The sequence below is a fragment of the Devosia sp. P3_B2 genome, assembly GCF_056402875.1.
The window spans coordinates 1-16,746 of the sequence record NZ_JBFUGO010000024.1 but is presented as its reverse complement, the minus strand read 5'-3'; the positions used below and the strand labels follow the sequence as shown (position 1 = coordinate 16,746).

15 protein-coding genes are annotated in these 16,746 nt (G+C 66.1%); 2 read left to right on the top strand and 13 right to left on the bottom strand.

Translation table 11 applies throughout. The annotated features are described in order from the left end of the window. Positions 1–621 precede the first annotated feature (621 nt). The 8 genes from AC1DV8_RS22775 to AC1DV8_RS22740 form a co-directional block, all read right to left on the bottom strand. Complete coding sequence (locus tag AC1DV8_RS22775) at positions 622–1,125, bottom strand: F0F1 ATP synthase subunit B family protein (RefSeq protein ID WP_477152323.1); 504 nt, start codon at positions 1,123–1,125, stop codon at positions 622–624. A 6-nt stretch (positions 1,126–1,131) separates the two neighbouring features. After that, on the bottom strand, positions 1,132–1,776 hold the full coding sequence (locus AC1DV8_RS22770; RefSeq protein WP_477152322.1) for a F0F1 ATP synthase subunit B: 645 nt from the start codon (positions 1,774–1,776) through the stop codon (positions 1,132–1,134). Between the two features lie 85 nt (positions 1,777–1,861). Then, the gene (locus AC1DV8_RS22765) at positions 1,862–2,089 is read right to left on the bottom strand and encodes a F0F1 ATP synthase subunit C (protein WP_055885023.1); all 228 of its coding nucleotides are present in this window, start codon (positions 2,087–2,089) and stop codon (positions 1,862–1,864) included. Between the two features lie 68 nt (positions 2,090–2,157). Further along, positions 2,158–2,913 (bottom strand): F0F1 ATP synthase subunit A, encoded by a 756-nt coding sequence (locus tag AC1DV8_RS22760; RefSeq protein WP_477152321.1) that lies wholly within the window; start codon positions 2,911–2,913, stop codon positions 2,158–2,160. A 27-nt stretch (positions 2,914–2,940) separates the two neighbouring features. Next, the gene (locus AC1DV8_RS22755) at positions 2,941–3,330 is read right to left on the bottom strand and encodes an AtpZ/AtpI family protein (RefSeq protein WP_477152320.1); all 390 of its coding nucleotides are present in this window, start codon (positions 3,328–3,330) and stop codon (positions 2,941–2,943) included. A 203-nt stretch (positions 3,331–3,533) separates the two neighbouring features. Next, entirely contained in the window at positions 3,534–6,992 is a 3,459-nt protein-coding gene (locus AC1DV8_RS22750; RefSeq protein WP_477159030.1) for a chromosome segregation SMC family protein, read from the bottom strand. Between the two features lie 24 nt (positions 6,993–7,016). After that, positions 7,017–7,676 carry a DsbA family protein gene (locus AC1DV8_RS22745; RefSeq protein WP_477152318.1) on the bottom strand — a complete coding sequence of 220 codons (660 nt, stop codon included), beginning with the start codon at positions 7,674–7,676 and terminating at the stop codon, positions 7,017–7,019. A gap of 87 nt (positions 7,677–7,763) precedes the next feature. Then, the gene (locus AC1DV8_RS22740) at positions 7,764–8,285 is read right to left on the bottom strand and encodes a DUF721 domain-containing protein (RefSeq protein WP_477159029.1); all 522 of its coding nucleotides are present in this window, start codon (positions 8,283–8,285) and stop codon (positions 7,764–7,766) included. 93 nt (positions 8,286–8,378) lie between these two features. On the opposite strand from AC1DV8_RS22740, the gene AC1DV8_RS22735 reads away from it, so the two are divergent. Further along, positions 8,379–9,425, top strand: coding sequence for an A/G-specific adenine glycosylase (locus tag AC1DV8_RS22735; protein ID WP_477159028.1), 1,047 nt, complete (start codon positions 8,379–8,381; stop codon positions 9,423–9,425). 64 nt (positions 9,426–9,489) lie between these two features. Here the strand turns inward: AC1DV8_RS22735 and AC1DV8_RS22730 are convergent, their stop codons facing one another. The 4 genes from AC1DV8_RS22730 to AC1DV8_RS22715 form a co-directional block, all read right to left on the bottom strand. Then, positions 9,490–10,620 carry a DNA methyltransferase gene (locus tag AC1DV8_RS22730; protein WP_477152315.1) on the bottom strand — a complete coding sequence of 377 codons (1,131 nt, stop codon included), beginning with the start codon at positions 10,618–10,620 and terminating at the stop codon, positions 9,490–9,492. 246 nt (positions 10,621–10,866) lie between these two features. Beyond that, a complete protein-coding gene (locus tag AC1DV8_RS22725) occupies positions 10,867–11,568 on the bottom strand; it encodes a ribonuclease HII (RefSeq protein WP_477159027.1) in 702 nt (233 codons plus the stop codon). 93 nt (positions 11,569–11,661) lie between these two features. Next, complete coding sequence (locus AC1DV8_RS22720) at positions 11,662–12,810, bottom strand: PA0069 family radical SAM protein (RefSeq protein ID WP_477159026.1); 1,149 nt, start codon at positions 12,808–12,810, stop codon at positions 11,662–11,664. 108 nt (positions 12,811–12,918) lie between these two features. Next, positions 12,919–13,311 (bottom strand): DoxX family protein, encoded by a 393-nt coding sequence (locus AC1DV8_RS22715; protein WP_477159025.1) that lies wholly within the window; start codon positions 13,309–13,311, stop codon positions 12,919–12,921. Between the two features lie 110 nt (positions 13,312–13,421). Between AC1DV8_RS22715 and AC1DV8_RS22710 the strand changes: the two genes are divergently transcribed. Further along, the gene (locus tag AC1DV8_RS22710; RefSeq protein ID WP_477159024.1) at positions 13,422–14,300 is read left to right on the top strand and encodes a LysR family transcriptional regulator; all 879 of its coding nucleotides are present in this window, start codon (positions 13,422–13,424) and stop codon (positions 14,298–14,300) included. On the opposite strand, the gene glyS is transcribed toward AC1DV8_RS22710, so the two are convergent. Beyond that, on the bottom strand, positions 14,297–16,321 hold the full coding sequence (gene glyS, locus AC1DV8_RS22705) for a glycine--tRNA ligase subunit beta (RefSeq protein WP_477159023.1): 2,025 nt from the start codon (positions 16,319–16,321) through the stop codon (positions 14,297–14,299). The genes AC1DV8_RS22710 and glyS overlap by 4 nt on opposite strands. Between the last annotated feature and the right edge of the window lie 425 nt (positions 16,322–16,746).

The following is a 16,746-nucleotide window of genomic DNA, read 5'->3' as shown; positions in this document are numbered from 1 at the left end:
TGCGGGGGAGACCGGGTGGGCTGCGGGTCGCTGCAGTTCAGGCGGAAACCATCACGGCAAGGACCGGTTCGCCGGTCAAGCCGCTATCACGCGAGGGTCGCTCGATGCGGAGTGGCCCAAGGGACGAAGCCTGGCACGCATGAGCCGGGYGGGAGCAAGGAAACGCGGTGCTGGCATTCCGGCCGCCGACTGAGGTCCCACGTTCTCGCGATGCGGCAGGGGATGCGCCCCGGCCCTGGTGGCATAGGCCAAAAACCCCGGCCGGCCGGCGAGGCGTGAGCCTCATTCATCTGCGGACTACCGCTACGGGGCAAACGCCTCGCCGGTCCCGCTTCGTTCCCTACCGGGAACGGCTCTTTGAAACCTCCGAAGCCCACGGGCTGTCGGGCGCATCAGTGTGCCTCAGTCACTCCACCCCACCGGCCGTCATCCCGGCGAAAGCCGGGACCCACTGCGCGGACGGCCGGGTTGGCACGGGCCGCGCCGGTCCATCACAGCAAGGTTGGACAGCCGACGTAGTGGATCCCTGCTTACGCCGGGATGACATCGAGCATGCGGATACCCAACAAAGAAAATGCCCGCATGATGCGGGCATTTCAAACTTCAGCGCTGCAACGAACCTTAGTTCAGCCGGGCCGCTACGTCCTTGATGGCCTGGTCGACCAGCACGTCGCCCTTGGCGGCAACCTGCTTCTCCAGCAGCACGCGGGCGGCTTCGACGGCGAGGTCGGCAGAGCGGGCGCGGACTTCTGCGACGGCCTGGGCTTCCGCCTGGGCGATCTTGTCGGCAACGGCCTTCTCGCGGCGGGCAACCATGGCTTCCAGCGAGGCCTTGGCCTCGGCGGTCAGCCGGAACGCGTCTTCGCGAGCAGCGGTGACGATGTCCTCGGCTTCCTTCTCGGCTTCTTCGCGGCGGCGCGCGTAGTCCTCGAGCAGGGCCTTGGCTTCGGCGCGCAGCGCCTCGGCTTCGGCGAGGTCGGTCTCGATCTTCTTGATGCGCTCATCGAGCATCCCGGTGATCATCTTGGGCACGCCGAAATAGACGACGATGCCGATGAAGATCACGAGGGCGACGGTCGCCCAGATGGTGGCGCCGGTGGTGGCGTCGAACCCGAAGCTCCACATGGTGCCTTACTCCTTGGTGACCGCGGCAACCGCGGCGCGGGCTTCAGCCGCAGTGACAGTACCCGAGATCTTGGCGACCAGCGCCTGAGCCGTCTCGGCTGCGATGCTGCCAACATTGGCGAGCGCCGCGTCCTTGTCGGCCTGGATGCGGGTCTCCGCTTCGGCAACGCGCTTGGAGAGCCCGGCCTCGACGTCGGCACGGCGGCCGTCGATGTCGGCCTTGATCCCGGCGCGGGTTTCCTCGGCAATGCCGTGGGCGTTCTTGCGGGCCTCGGCCAGCGCTGCCTCATAGGCGGCGGCGGCCTTCTCGGTCTCCTGGCGGAGCCGTTCGGCTTCCTTGAGGTCGCCCTCGATGCGGGTGCGGCGCGTCTCGAGGATGGAGCCGATGCGCGGCAGGGCCACGCGGCTCATCAAGAGGTAGAGCGCCGCGAAGGTGATCGCCAGCCACAGCAACTGGCTGCCGAAGCTCGCGGGATCGAAGGGCGGAAACACCTCCGAATGCGCTTCGGTACCGGCATGCGTAGCATCCGTCGCCGCGTGCTCGCCCTCTGTGGCATGCTCGTCGGCAGGAGCGACAACTTGGCCCTCCTGGAGGACGTCGCCACCTTCGGCCTGCGCCACGACAATGATGTTTTGGGCTGAACCCGCCATCTCGAAACCCTTTTGCGGCCGTTAAAGCCCCGGATCGAAACCCGGAGCCCTTACTCGGTCTGCGCTACCGCAGCCCGTCGCGAAATCAGACTGCGAACAGCAGCAGGAGCGCGATCAGGAACGAGAAAATGCCCAGAGCTTCGGTCACGGCGAAACCGAAAATCAGGTTACCGAACTGGCCCTGAGCCGCTGCCGGGTTGCGCAGTGCGCCCGACAGGAAGCTACCGAAAATGTTGCCCACGCCGATGGCGGCGCCGGCCATACCCACGGCCGCAATACCCGCGCCGATAAACTTTGCTGCTTCAGCTTCCATTTGTAGTCTGCTCCATTTTGCGACCGATTGGCGACGCTTGCCGTCGCCTCACTGTGAATCGGCCTAGATCAATGCGACGGATGGATCGCATCGTTGATGTACATCGAGGTCAGCACTGCAAAGACGTAGGCCTGCAGGGCCGCCACGAGGAATTCGAGCGCCGTGATCGCCACGGTCATCACCAGCGGCAGCACCGCACCGAGCCAGCCGAGGAAGCCCAGGCTACCCAGCGTCACGATGAAGCCCGCGAACACCTTGAGGGTGATGTGGCCGGCGAGGATGTTGGCGAAGAGACGAACGCTGAGCGAAATCGGGCGCGAGAGGAACGAAACGACCTCGATCGGCACCACGATGGGCAAGACGTAGCCCGGCACGCCCGACGGCACGAACAGTTTGAAGAACTTCAGGCCGTTCTTGTAGACGCCGTAGAAGATCACGACCACGAACACCAGCAGCGCCAGGGCGAAGGTGATGATGATGTGGCTGGTGAAGGTGAAGAAGAACGGAATCATGCCGAACATGTTGGCGACGAGCACGAACATGAACAGCGAGAACACGAACGGGAAGAACTTCATGCCGGCTTTGCCAGCCGAGTCCGACACCATCTTGGCGACGAACTCGTAGAGCATCTCGGAAACCAGCTGCACCCGGTTCGGAACCAGGCTGCGCTTCTGCGTCGAGAGCAGGAGATAAAGGCCGATCACGCCAACCGTCAGCGCCATGAACAGGGCTGAGTTGGTGAAGGAAACGCCGCCCCCGCCAAAGGAGACGATATCGGTGATCTGGAACTGGTGGATCGGGTCGACTTTATTCGGATCGGCCAACTGCTGTTCCCTTTAGGCTTGGAGCCTTCACTCGTCTTCTTCGTCGTCCGGCACGCGCATCGCGGCCGTGGGCGGCGGGGCCGCCCGGTTCATTTCTGCTGCGGAGCGCACCACGTTGAGCACGCCCGCCGCAAAGCCGACCAGCAACATCACCAGCATCAGCCAGGGACTGGTCTTCAGCCACAGATCGAGCAGGTATCCGATACCCGCGCCGACCAGGATGGCCGCGATAAATTCAGACCCGAGCCGCAAGCCACGGCTCAATCCGGTCATGTCCCGGTTCGCCGCGGTCATTTCCGCGTCTCCCGGCACATCCTTGTCGCCCTGCGCACGCTTGATCCGCGCCGCCAGGTCAGAAGTCAAAGGCCCCGGTTTTTCACCACTCGGGGGGCGCTTGGTATTGCGTGACTGAGCCATCCCGCTATCCCCTGCGCCTCCGGGCCGAAAATGGAAGTGGAGCCCCTCGAAGTCGCGGGCAACATAGTGGCGCCCCCCAGCAGTGTCAAGGCTGTGAACTGCGATCTAAGTACTTGAAATAACACGCGTTTCGCTCGGCCTGCACAGGTGTGACATTGAGTCATCGCGACTCTGGCCGCCACTATTGCGGCGATGGTGGGGCATCAGCTCGCGACCCGTACCACCGCTTCGGCGCTTTTGAGGTCGACCGAGACCAGCTGGCTGACGCCGCGCTCGGCCATGGTGACGCCGAACAGGCGGTCTACGCGGGCCATGGTAATCGGATTGTGGGTGATCACCAGGAAACGCGTTTCCGTCCGCTCTGTCATCATGTCGAGCAGGTTGCAGAAGCGTTCGACATTGGCGTCGTCGAGCGGTGCATCGACCTCGTCGAGCACGCAGATCGGCGCCGGATTGGTGAGGAACACCGCAAAGATCAGCGACATGGCGGTGAGCGCCTGCTCGCCACCCGATAGCAGCGTCATGGTCGAGGGCTTCTTGCCCGGCGGGCGGGCGAGGATCTCAAGCCCGGCTTCCAGCGGATCGTCGCTCTCGACGAACTGCAGCTCGGCTGTGCCGCCGCCGAACAGCGAGGTGAACAGCTCCTGGAAGTGGGCGTTGACCTTCTCGAAGGCTTCGTTGAGGCGCTGCCGGCCCTCGCGATTGAGGCTCTGGATGCCGCCGCGGAGTTTCGCGATCGCGGCGATCAGGTCGTCGCGGTCTGTGACCATCAGGTCGAGCTTTTCGCGGACCTCTTCCGATTCCTTCTCGGCGCCGAGGTTCACCCCGCCAAGCCGCTCGCGCTCGGCCTTCAGCCGGTCAACCTGCGATTCGACCTGCGTCTCGGCGGGCAGCGCATGCTCGGGCTTGATGCCGGCGAGCTGCGCCGTCTGCGACGCCTCGATGTTGAGCGTCTCGTGCACCTGCCGCTCAATCTGGTGGCGCTGCGCGATGAGGCCCTTGATGCGCTCCTCGACCCGCGCCAGTTCGGCTCGGAAGCCGGAGAGCGCGTCATGCGCCAGCCGCTGCGCCTTGTCGGCATCGCGGTACCGGTTGTCGCCGACGCTGAGCGCGTCGGTCGCCGCCTTGTGCGACTCGCGGGCCACGGCGATTTCGCTATCGAGCTGGCGGCGGCGCTCGGCAAGGCTCTCGGGCGAGGCCTGCAGCGCGACGATCTGCTCGCGGACTTCGGCGGTGCGGGAATCGAGGGTCGCGAGCTGACCCGCGGCGCCTTCGCGGCGGCGGGACCAGGCGGTGACGTCAGCCGCGATCTGGGTGAGGCGGGAGCTGCGCATCCGCGCCGCAGCCTCGAAGCCACCGAGCTTGAGGCGTGCCTGATCGGCCTTCTCGCGGAGGCCGGAGAGCAGGGACTGGCGCGAGGTCGCGAGCGTTGCGGCTTCGGTTTCGTCGCCGGCCTCGACCAGCAGGCGCTCCGCTTCGGTCACCGCGGCGACGGCCTCGGCGAGGCTGGCGTCGAGCCGGGTGCGGGTTTCCTCGAGCGCCACCTGCCGGGCGGCGAGATCGCTGATGGCGCGCTGCGCCTTGTCGACCTCGGCCTGGGCGACAGAAATCTCGCGCTGGGCGTTGCGCCACGCCTCGCGCTTCTGCCGCTCGTCGGTGCGGGCGGCGTTCAGCGCTTCGGTGAGCGCGGCGGCATCGGCGCGGCGGCTGTTGCGACGGGCCCGCGCCTCCTCGACCTCGGCCTCGAGTTCGGCGAGCCGGTTGCGCTGCGCTAGCCGCTCGGCGGCCGCGGTCGGCGCATCGGCGGCGGCAACGAAGCCATCCCAGCGCCAGAGCCCGCCGGCCTTGGTGGTGAGCCGCTGGCCAGGCCGCAGCTGGGTCATCAGCCGCGCCGCATCGGCAGCATCGACGAGCCCGATCTGGTCAAGCCGGCGCTTCAGCAGCGGGCTGCCGGAGACGAACTGCGACAGCGGCGTGGCGCCAGCAGGCAAAGCGGGGTCGCTGCCGGAGGTAGCACCGGCCCAGTGCAGCGGTGCGCCGGCATCGGTCGAGGCATCTAGATCATCGCCGAGCGCAGCGCCGAGGGCGGTTTCGTAGCCCGGGGCGACCTTGAGCTGGTCGACCACCGCAGGCCACTTGCTGGCGCCGCTGTGGTTGAGGATGCGGCTGAGCGTCTGCGCCTCGGCCTCGAGCCGGTTCAGCGCCGCTTCGATCTGCTGCAGTTCCGGACGCAGCGCATCGGCAGCGGTTTGCGCTCCGGTGGCAGCGGACTCGGCAGCGACGGCGGCCGTTTCAGCGGCCTTGGCATTGTTCTGCGCGGTCTCGAGCGTCTCGCGGCGGGCATTGAGCGTCGCGTCGGCGCCGAGCGTCCGCGCCAGCTGCTCGGCTTCGCGCACCACATCAGAAATCTGCGTTTCGAGCCGCGTCACCCGCGAGCGGGCCTCGGCGACGCTGCGCTCGGCCGCGCCGCGACGGGCCCGCAGCTGCGCCAGCGCATCGGCGGCGGCGCGCGCCTCGGCTTCGGCCTTGGCGACCTCGGCCTGCGCGGCCTCGGTTGCGGCGCGTGCCGCTTCCAGTGCCTGCTGTTCGCCGGCCGCTTCGGCTTCGAGGCGCGTGCGTTCCTCGCTTGCGGCCTTCAGCGCCTCGTCGCTTTCGCCGACCAACGCACGCTCGCGCACCGCATCCTGCTCGATCTGCTTCAGCCGCTCACCCAGCTCGTTGAGGCGGGCCTCGGCGCGGCGGGCTTCGCTGTCGAGCTGTTCGGCGAGAATAGTGAGGCGCTGCAGCACGGCGCCGGCAGCGGCTTCGCTGTCACGCAGCGGCCCCAGCGCCTTGTCGGCGAGGAACACCACCTTCTGCGCTTCGAGCTCGACGTGCTGCGCCTCGGCGAGATCGCGCACCAGCTTTGCCTGCGCGGCCTCGGCATCCTTCTCGTTGAAGCGTGCGGCGATCCAGCGGATGTGGAACAGCGTCGCCTCGGCCTTGCGGATATCGCCGGACAGCGCGCGGTAGCGGATGGCGAGGCGCGCTTGCCGCTTCAACGTCTCGAGCTGCTGCTCGACCTGGGCGATGACGTCGTCGACGCGTTCGAGGTTTTGCTCGGCAGCTCGCAGCCGGAGCTCCGCCTCATGCCGGCGCGAATGGAGGCCGGAGATGCCTGCCGCTTCTTCGAGCAGCGCCCGGCGCTGCTGCGGCTTGGCGGCGATCAGCTCGCCGATCTGACCCTGGCGGACCAAGGCAGGGGAATGCGCACCGGTAGAGGCATCGGCGAACAGCAATTGGACATCACGCGCCCGCACTTCCTTGCCGTTGACGCGATAGACAGAGCCTTCCTCGCGCTCGATCCGGCGGGTGACTTCCAGCACATCGGCGTTGTTGAGTGGCGCCGGGGCGGTGCGGTCGGAATTGTCGAGGACGAGGGTGACTTCGGCGGTGTTACGCCCCGGCCGGCTGCCCGAGCCCGAAAAGATCACGTCGTCCATGCCCGACGCGCGCATCGCCTTGTACGAGCTTTCGCCCATCACCCAGCGCAGCGCCTCGACGAGATTGGATTTGCCGCAGCCGTTCGGCCCGACAACGCCGGAAAGACCGGGCTCCAGATAGAGCTCGGTCTGATCGCAGAAGGATTTGAAGCCGTGCAGCTTGAGGCGCGTGAATTTCATCGCGCGCCCCGTAGGGGCCGCTTCTTAACCGAGCAGCGGATCGATTTCGGCCTTGAGAGCCTCAAGCGAGCTTTCCCCAGTGATCATCTTGCCGTTGATGTAGAACGTCGGCGTACCCTGGAGCTTGAACTCGTCGAGCGCCTGATCCCGCATCGCTTCCAGTCCTTTGAACAGGTCCTGATTCGTCAAGGCAGCGTCGTAGCTTTCCTTGGTAAAACCGAGCTGCTGGGCAATTGCGAAGATCGCGTCATTGGGGGTCTGCGACGCCGCCCACTGATCCTGGGTCCGGAAGAAAGTGTCGACGACCTCGTGATACTTCTCGGGGCCGGCGGCCTCGGCGAGCATGAACACGACTGCATCCAGCACGTTGCGCATGAACGGGCGCGGGATGAACTGGATCTTGTTGGTGTCGATATACTCGGTCTTGAGCTGCGGATAGACCGTGTTGGCGAACGCGGCGCAATGCGGGCAGGTGGGCGACAGGTACTCGATCAGCGTCACCTTGGCGTCGGCGGGCCCGAGCGGGTGATCGGCGATGCCGCCAGCGGGGGCCATCAGCTTGGCTGCGTCGAACTGCTGCGCCATTGCGCCGGTGGCGCCGAACAGGAAGGACGCGCTGGTCCCCGCCGCTGCGGCGACGACAGCTGCGCCGGACCCGATGAGAATGTTGCGACGGTTGGCCACGAGTTTCACTCCGTTTTTTCGTTGCTCGCCCTAATATCGGGGCACACTAGGCCGGGCAAGTTCAACCGGCGATGAACATTCCGAGAGCTATCGGGCCTTTTTGCGGGCGATCGCCTGGCCGAGTTGTCGCAGGGCATCGCGCATGTCCGGATCGCTCACCCGCTCGACGGTGCGGCCGATGCGGGCGCGGGTGACTTCAGGCAGGGCAGGGGTAGTTTCGGGTATCGCATCCTCGATGGCGAACGGCTCGGCGCTGAGCCGCACCTGGCCAACGAGGAAGTAGCCAAAATACCGGTTGATCGATGCCGCCACCCGCTGACCCTCATGCGCCAGCGCCAGTGCGTGGCTTGGGTGGCAGCGGAGATAGAGCGTCGCGCCCTCGGCGCCCTTTTCGCCGCGCGGCCAGTTGAGCTTGTCCGGCCGGGTGACCTTGTCGTAGGGCGCCGGCGCGATGGTCGACCAGTGCGTGAGGATGTCGCGGCTTGCAAAGCCGCGCTTCTTCAGCGCCGGATCGAGCACGCCACCCAGCGCTTCCGCCACGCCGACGGCGCGGTTGAGCCGCTTGGGCGGTGCGTCGTCCTTGGGCTTCGATTTCGGTTTGTCCGCCACTGGTAACAACTTCCCGTCGCCGCTTGCGCCACACGCTCCGGCGGGCCATCTGTGGCCGCTATCATGTCAAAGGCCTTAGCCCCGCAAAACCCCATGCCGCTCGATGCGTCGGCCGTGCTTGCCTGGTACGACCAGCATGCGCGCACCCTACCATGGCGGGTGAGCCCGGGCGACAGGGTACGTGGTGTCGCCGCCGATCCGTATCGCGTTTGGCTCAGCGAGATCATGCTGCAGCAGACCACCGTCGCGGCGGTGGGGCGATACTATGCGCGGTTCCTGCATTTGTGGCCGACGGTTGCTGACTTGGCGGCCTCGCCACTCGAGGCGGTGCTCGTCGAATGGGCGGGCCTCGGCTATTACGCCCGGGCACGAAACCTTCATGCCTGCGCCAGGGCGGTCGTGGAGCGGTTCGGCGGCCGGTTTCCGACGACGTCGGAGGAACTGCTGACGCTGCCGGGGATCGGGCCCTACACCGCAGCGGCGATTGCGGCGATCACCGGCGACGAGCGGGTCGCGGTGGTGGACGGCAATGTCGACCGGGTGGTAGCGCGCTACCTGGCGCTGGATGTGCCGGTGCGCGATGCCAAGGATCTGGTGCGCGGCACGGTGCAGGCTGTGGTGCCCGAGCGTGCCGGGGATTTCGCGCAGGCGCTGATGGATCTGGGCGCCACCATCTGCGCGCCGCGCAACGCCACCTGCATGCTCTGCCCGCTAGAGTCGGGTTGCCGCGGCGCAAAACTCGATCCGTTGCTCTATCCGGTCAAACCGGAGAAGGCCGACCGCCCGACCCGCTACGGCCACGCCTTCGTCATGCGCGATGCGGATGGCGATGTTTACCTGCAGACCCGCGCCGAGAAGGGCCTATTGGCCCAGATGACCGAGACGCCGGTATCCGACTGGACCCCGGACAAGCGGGAGGTCGCGCATCCGGTGAAATCGGACTGGCGCTATCACGGGCAGGTCATCCACGTGTTCACCCACTTCCGGCTCGAGCTCGACGTGTGGTCGGCGGTGGTGCCGGACCCGGCCGAACTCAAGGCCGGCTGGTGGGCCGATCCGCGCGAACTCGACGCGGAGGCACTGCCGAGTGTGTTCCGCAAGGTGCTGGCGGCGGCCGGCTTGGAGTGGACCGAAAAATGAAAGCCGCCGGCACCTGAGTGGATGCCGGCGGCGAGCGCAGCCTGAGTTGAATTGGAGGTCAGATTCAGGCCGAAAGTCGTTCCATCTGAGCGCGCACCTGGGTGCGCAGGTCATCGATGGGGGCGAGACGGCTGCCCTGTCGGGCATGCCAGAAAGTCCAGCCGTTGCAGGCCTCGGCGCCTTGCACGAGCGCGCCGACGCGGTGGATCGAGCCCATGTGGTCGCCTGAAACCAGCGAGCCATCGGCCCGCACCAGGGCGCTGTAGCGCTGGCGATCGTCGTAGAGCTCGGTGCCCGGCTCGATCAGGCCCATTTCGACCAGTGAGCCGAACGCAACGCGCGGGGCGGAGCGCTTCGGCACTGCGGTCTCGATGGTCGCGGCGTTGAGCGGGCGGATGGATGCGATGCGCTTCAGCGCGCCGGCGATGTAAGTGTCCTCGCGCTCGATACCGATGAAGTGGCGGCCGAGTTTCTTGGCCACGGCGCCGGTGGTGCCGGTGCCGAAGAACGGGTCGAGCACCACGTCGCCCGGCTTGGTCGTCGCGCTGATGACGCGATAGAGCAGGGCTTCCGGCTTCTGCGTCGGATGCAGCTTCTCGTCGTCCTCGTCCTTCAGGCGCTCGGCGCCCGTGCAGATCGGGAACAGCCAGTCCGAGCGCATCTGCACATCGTCATTGGCCTGCTTCATCTGCTCGTAGTTGAAGGTGACACGGCTTTCGCGATCCTTCGCCGCCCAGATCAGCGTCTCGTGCGCATTGGTGAACCGGGTGCCGCGGAAGTTCGGCATCGGGTTAGCCTTCCGCCAGATCACGTCGTTGAGCAGCCAGTAGTCGAGGTCCTGCAGCGCCGCGCCGACGCGGAAAATGTTGTGGTACGAGCCGATCACCCAGATGGCGCCATCCGGCTTCAGGATGCGCCGCGCGGCCTTCAGCCAGGCGCGGGTGAAGATGTCGTAATGGGCAAAGCTGTCGAACTTGTCCCAGGCGTCATCGACGCCATCGACGCGCGACTGGTCCGGCCGGGTGAGGCCCTGGTCCAACTGCAGGTTGTAAGGCGGGTCTGCGAATACGAGGTCAACCGAGCCGGCCGGCAAGGCATTCATGTGCTTGATGCAATCGCCCACAAGGATGGTGTCGATGGGGAGCTGGCTCCCCTCCGCATTGGCGGAAGCCGCCATACGCGCGGTACGCAACATAACTCGAACCCTGACGCAGTACTAACGGGATCGGTTGTAAGGCGTTAGGGTTAAAGGGGATTTAAGCTTCGCGGTTAGCGAGAGGTTAAGATGCGAATACGTGGTTGGCGTGCGACTTACCCACCGCCGTCATTTCCGCGAAGGCGGGGACCTAGTGCGGTGCGGCGACGCAAGTGGAGGCTGAGATATCCCACTGGTCCCCGCCTCGCGGGGATGACGCCGGCGGGAGGATGCTGTGATCTGGCCTCAGGCGGCTATTGTCTTCATCCGCTGCGCCTGGATGCACGGCGCGAAATCCATGCGGTGGTGGCGGCCCGGGCCATGCGTGGTCAGCGCCTCGAGATGCTGCGGTGCAGCGTAGCCCTTGTGGCTTGAAAAGCCGAACTGCGGCTCTTCGTAGTCCATGATCAGGCACATCCGGTCGCGTGTCACCTTGGCGATGATCGACGCCGCCGCGATCGACACCGAGCGGCCGTCACCGCCGACGATGGCTTCGCCGGGGCAGGGCAGATCCTTGGGCAGCTTGTTGCCATCGACGAGGATGTGGTCGGCCTTCACCTGCAGGCCCAGCACGGCCTTCCGCATCGCCCATAGCGATGCCTGCAGGATATTGAGCTGCGCGATGATCGTCGGCGGCGCCACGGCGATCGAGACGATCGCCGACGCCATGATCTTTTCGTACAGAACTTCGCGCTCGGCCGCGGTCAGAACCTTGGAGTCGTTGAGGCCTTCCGGCACCCGGCGATGATTGAGGATCACCGCCGATACCACCACCGGCCCGGCCAGCGGACCGCGACCAACCTCGTCGACGCCGCAGACGAACTTCGCGCCGCGCCGGATGGCGGCGCGCTCGAACTTAAGCGTGGGTTTACTGACGACAGCGGGCGAATCGGACGGCATGTCCTCAAGCATCGCCAGTTGGGCTGGCGACGCAAGCGGTACCGCCATCACATCAGTTGCCTGCCCCGTTGGCTCGCTCTTCTGCATCACCCGCAGCTACCACCGACGCGAGGCGGATATGGGGCGAGTATCGTACGCGTTTCAGAACAGGCTCATCTGCCCGTCATCCACCGTCGGCGGCGCAAACAGGTCGGTGCGCAGCGCCGGCGACGGCTTGTCGAGGCCGTAGCGGGCTTTCGCTAAGTCGACCCGCTGCCGAAGCAAGGTGGCGTACGGCCCCTCGCCGATGAAGCGGGTACCGAAGTTGGGGTCGTTGTCCTTGCCGCCGCGGGTGTCGCGCACGAGGCCCATCACGTGGCTGACGCGATCCGGGAAATGCCGCAGCAGCCATTCGCGGAAGATGTCGCGCACCTCGCCCGGCAGCCGCAGGAGGATGGCGTTGGCGCCGACAGCACCCTGCGCCGCGCCGGCGTCGAGGATGCGCTCGAGCTCCATGTCGTTGATTGCCGGGATCATCGGGGCGGCCATGACGATCGTCGGGATGCCGGCTTCCGACAGCAGCCGAACGGCCTCGAGGCGCTTCTCGGGAGTGGACGCGCGGGGCTCCATCTTGCGGGAAAGGATGTGGTCCATGCTGGTGATCGACAAAGCCACGCGCACCAAATTCTGTTCGGCGAGCGGCTTCAGGATATCGAGGTCGCGGCAAACCAGCGCCGACTTGGTGGTGATGGTCACCGGGTGCTTGGTCTCGAGCAGCAGTTCGAGGATGCCGCGGGTCAACTTGTGCTTCCGCTCGGCCGGCTGGTACGGGTCGGTATTGGTGCCCATGGCGATGGGCTTGGGCTTGTAGCGCTTGTCGGCGAGTTCGCGCCGCAGCAGGTCGACGGCGTTGGCCTTCACATAGATGTCTCGCTCGAACTCCAGCCCAGCCGAATGGCCGAGATAGGCGTGCGTCGGCCGCGCGAAGCAATACGAGCAACCGTGCTCGCAGCCGCGATAGGCGTTGATCGAGCGATCGAAGCCGATGTCGGGGCTTTCGTTGCGGGTGATGATCGACCGGGCGCGCTCGACATGCTCGATGGTTTCGAACGGCTTCAAATCCTCGACCTGCCCCCATCCGTCGTCGAAGTCCTCGCGGCTCTGCTTGTCGAAGCGGCTGCCCTTGTTGGTCTGCGCGCCGCGTCCGCGATTGAGCGCCGGATCGACGAACTTGCGCGCGATCAGGTCGGCGTCGCGGGTGCCGCTCAGCTTTTCCAATTGTTCGAATGACGGGGCGACGCGCATGGCCATGAGACATCTCCAACGGTCCGGGCGACGACTCGCCACCCGGGTAACGTTCCGTTAAGAATAGCAGTTGCATGAGAACAGAACAAGAACAAACAGGCGAGGATAAGTTTGTCAGATGCCGAGCAGGCCGCGGCGTCCCCACAACACGAAGGCCGAGAGCAGCAGCAGGATGAGGTTCATGCCGAGCGTCATCCGGGTTTCGCCACGCCGGCCGTGAAAGCCGATAGCGAGGAACTGCAGCACGACGGAACCGAGGGCGGCCAGCGGGGTGAGGAACGGCAGGATGCCGGTCGCGAGCGGCAGGATGAGGCCGAGGCCGGCGGCCGTGTCGACGCCGCCGATGAAGCGCACGAAGCTTGGCTGCACGTCGCCGGGCCAGCGCATCATTCCGGCGAGTTGCGGAATTGGCCGCGTCGCCTTCATCAGGCCGGCAAGCAGGTAAAAGGCACCGGCGACGATGGCGGCCGCCCAGAGCCAGAAGTCCATTGAGGTCAGGAAGTTCATTTATCAGATCCCACAGACGGGGCAGCCCGATGCTGCCCGTGTTGGGCGGAAAGTGATTGAATGGCCGTCATCCCACAATCTGGATAGTGATGGAAACATCGTGCAGGATCATGCATAATCCTCCGATGGTCCTCGAAGGCATCGACGTGTTCGTTCGGGTCGTTCAGGCCGGCACTTTCGCTGCCGCCGCGCGCCTGCTCGGCATGCCGACCACCACGGTTTCGGCCCGCATCGCGAGGCTCGAGGAGCGGCTCGGCGTGACGCTGATCCAGCGCTCGACTCGCCGGATGCATGTCACCGAGGCCGGCGAGGCATATTTCGCCCACTGCATTCAGGCGCTCGATGCGCTCGAAGCGGGAGAGAGCCAGCTGGCCGCGGCCGGCAGCGAGCCATCCGGCTTGCTTCGCATCACCGCAGCCTCTGATATCGCCAGCACGGCACTGCCACCGCTTTGCGAGCTGTTTCTCGCCAAATACCCCAAGGTCGATCTCGACCTCGTGGTCACCAACCGGCAGGTGGACCTGATCGGCGAAGGCGTCGATCTCGCGATCCGTGCTGGTCCGATGCGGGACTCGACGATGCTCAGCCGCAAATTTGCCTCAGGCATCCTTGGCCTGTGGGCGAGCCCGGACTATCTCGATCGGTGCGGCACACCCACCACGGTCGCGGACCTGGCCGACCACCAGATCATCACGTTCTCGCGCATGCCCGAGAGCTTCAAGCTGATCTCCGGGAGCGAGCAATTCTCGCTGCCCACCAACACGCGCATCCGCGCCGACGACATGCAGACCATCCGCACTTTCGTGCTGCGCGGCGCGGGGATCGGGCTGCTTCCGGATTTCGGCGCCGTCGCGCCGGAACGGCCGCTCGTCCGCGTCCTGCCCGCCTTCAGCACCGAGCCGGCGAACGTGTTCTTCGTCTATCCGGCGCAGCGATTCCTGACGGTGAACGTGCGGGCGTTCATGGAGTTGGCGCGGGCAGAGACCTAGCCCGCGACCTTCGAGAAGTCCGCCACCAGCCGCATCGTGTCGCGCAGCTTGGTGAGGAGGCTCAGGCGGTTGGCGCGGACGGCGGGATCGGGATCGTTGACCAGTACGGCTTCGAAGAACTTGTCGACCGGCTGGCGCAGGGTCGCGAGCGCCGTGATGGCGCCCTGATAGTCGTTGGCGGCGACCTTGGCCGCGACGGCGGCATCGGCCTTCATGATGGCGTCGGCGAGCGCGATTTCCTCGTCGAGCTTCAGCTGCTCTTCGGCCACTGGCTGGTCATAGCTGCGCTTGTCCTTCTTTTCCTCGATCGAGAGGATGTTGGCGGCGCGGCGATAGCCGGCGAGGAGGTTCACCCCGTCGTCCGACCCGAGAAGCTGGCCCAGCGCCTCGACGCGGCGGGTGATCTCGAGGATGTCGTTGCTGTCCTTGCCGATCACGGCGTCGACCAGGTCGTGGCGGGCGCCGGCGTCACGCAGCGTTACCTTGAGGCGGTCGTGGAAGAAGCTGAGAAGATCCGGCTCCACCTGGAGCGGGAACGTAAGCTTGTTGTCGGTGACGATGCGGATCACCCCAAGCGCCGCGCGGCGCAGCGCGAACGGGTCGCGCGAGCCGGTGGGCTTTTCGTCGATCGACCAGAAGCCGGTCAGCAGGTCGAGCTTGTCGGCCAGCGCCACGGCAATGGCCACCGGCTCAGCGGGCACCAGATCGGTGGGACCGAGTGGCTTGTAGTGGTCGGCCACGGCATTGGCGATGGCCGAGGGCTCGCCCTGGGCCAGCGCGTAGTAGCGGCCCATGGTGCCCTGCAACTCGGGGAACTCGCCGACCATTTCGGTGGTGAGGTCGGCCTTGGCCAGCATCGCGCCACGCTTGGCCTGTTCGGCATTGGCGCCGACCTGCGGGGCGATCTCGGCGCTCAGCTTCACCAGCCGCTCGACGCGCTGGAACTCGGTGCCGAGCTTGGCGTGGAAGATGCGCTGTTCGAGCTTGGGCAGGCCATGCTCGAGCGGCAGCGCCAGGTCCTGGTTGTAGAAGAAGCGGGCGTCCGACAGGCGGGCGCGGATGACGCGCTCATTGCCCGCAACGATGGTCTTGCCGCCGTCTTCGGCCACCTGGTTGGAGGTGATGATGAAGAACGGCGCCAGTTTGCCGGAGCCGTCGCGCAGGCAGAAGCATTTCTGGTTGGCGCGGATGGTGGCGATGATCGCTTCTTCCGGCACTTCCAGGAAGGCCGGGTCGAACGACCCCATCATCACCACGGGCCATTCGACGAGGCCGGCGACTTCCTCGAGCAGGCCCTCGTCGTGGATGACGGTGAGTCCCTGCGCGAAGGCGAGGTTGTCGGCATCGGCGCGGATGATTTCCTTGCGCCGGTCGATGTCGAGCACGACCTTGGCCTTCTCCAGCGCCTGCACGTAGTCGTCGAAGCGGCGCACGCGGATCGCCTGCGGGGCGAGGAAGCGATGGCCGTAGGTGGTCTGGCCGGCGACGACGGTGTTCGACTTGAACGAAATAACCACCGGCTCTTCGTTCTCGGCGCCGAAGGTCGCGGTGATGGCGCGCAGCGGCCGCACCCAGGTAAGCCCGCCATTGCCCCACTGCATGGATTTCGGCCAGTCGAAGCCGGTGATCACCTTAGGCAGGAGCGTCGCGAGGATATCGCTGGCGTCGGCGCCCTTCTTGTCGATATGCGCGACGTAGAACTCGCCCTTCTTGGGATCGGACTCGATCTTCGCCTCAGCGATGGAACCGAGCCCGGCCGCCTTGAGGAAGCCATCGATCGCCTGCTGCGGTGAGCCAACGCGCGGGCCCTTGCGCTCTTCGCGCGTATCGGGGGAGCGGGCCGGCAAGCCGGTTACGGTCAAGGCGAGACGCCGCGGCGTCACGAATGCCTTGGCGCCCTCATAGACCAGGCCCGCGTCGACCAGCGCGTTGGTGACGGCCTTCTTCAGGTCCTCGGCGGCCTTGCGCTGCATGCGCGCAGGGATTTCTTCCGAGAACAGTTCGACGAGGAGTTCGGGCATGGGGATAACCGGGCGTTTGAAAGCGCGGTTTGCCTAGCAAGGGTAGGGGAGATTGTCCATTGCGGGACGCAAGCTGATGCATCCGACAGCCCGTGGGCTTCGGAAGTTTCAAAGAACTCTTCCCCGTGATCGAGGAAGACGAAGCGGGACCGGCGAGGCATTTGCCCCGTAGCGGTAGTCCGCGAATGAATGAGGCTCACGCCTCGCCGGCCGGCCGGGGTTTTGGGCCTATGCCACCAGTGCCGGGGCGCATCCCCTGCCGCATCGCGAGAACGTGGGACCTCGGTCGGCGGCCGGAATGCCAGCACCGCGTTTCCTTGCTCCCGCCCGGCTCATGCGTGCCAGGCTTCGTCCCTTGGGCCACTCCGCATCGAGCGACCCTCGCGTGATAGCGGCTTGACCGGCGAACCGGTCCTTGCCGTGAT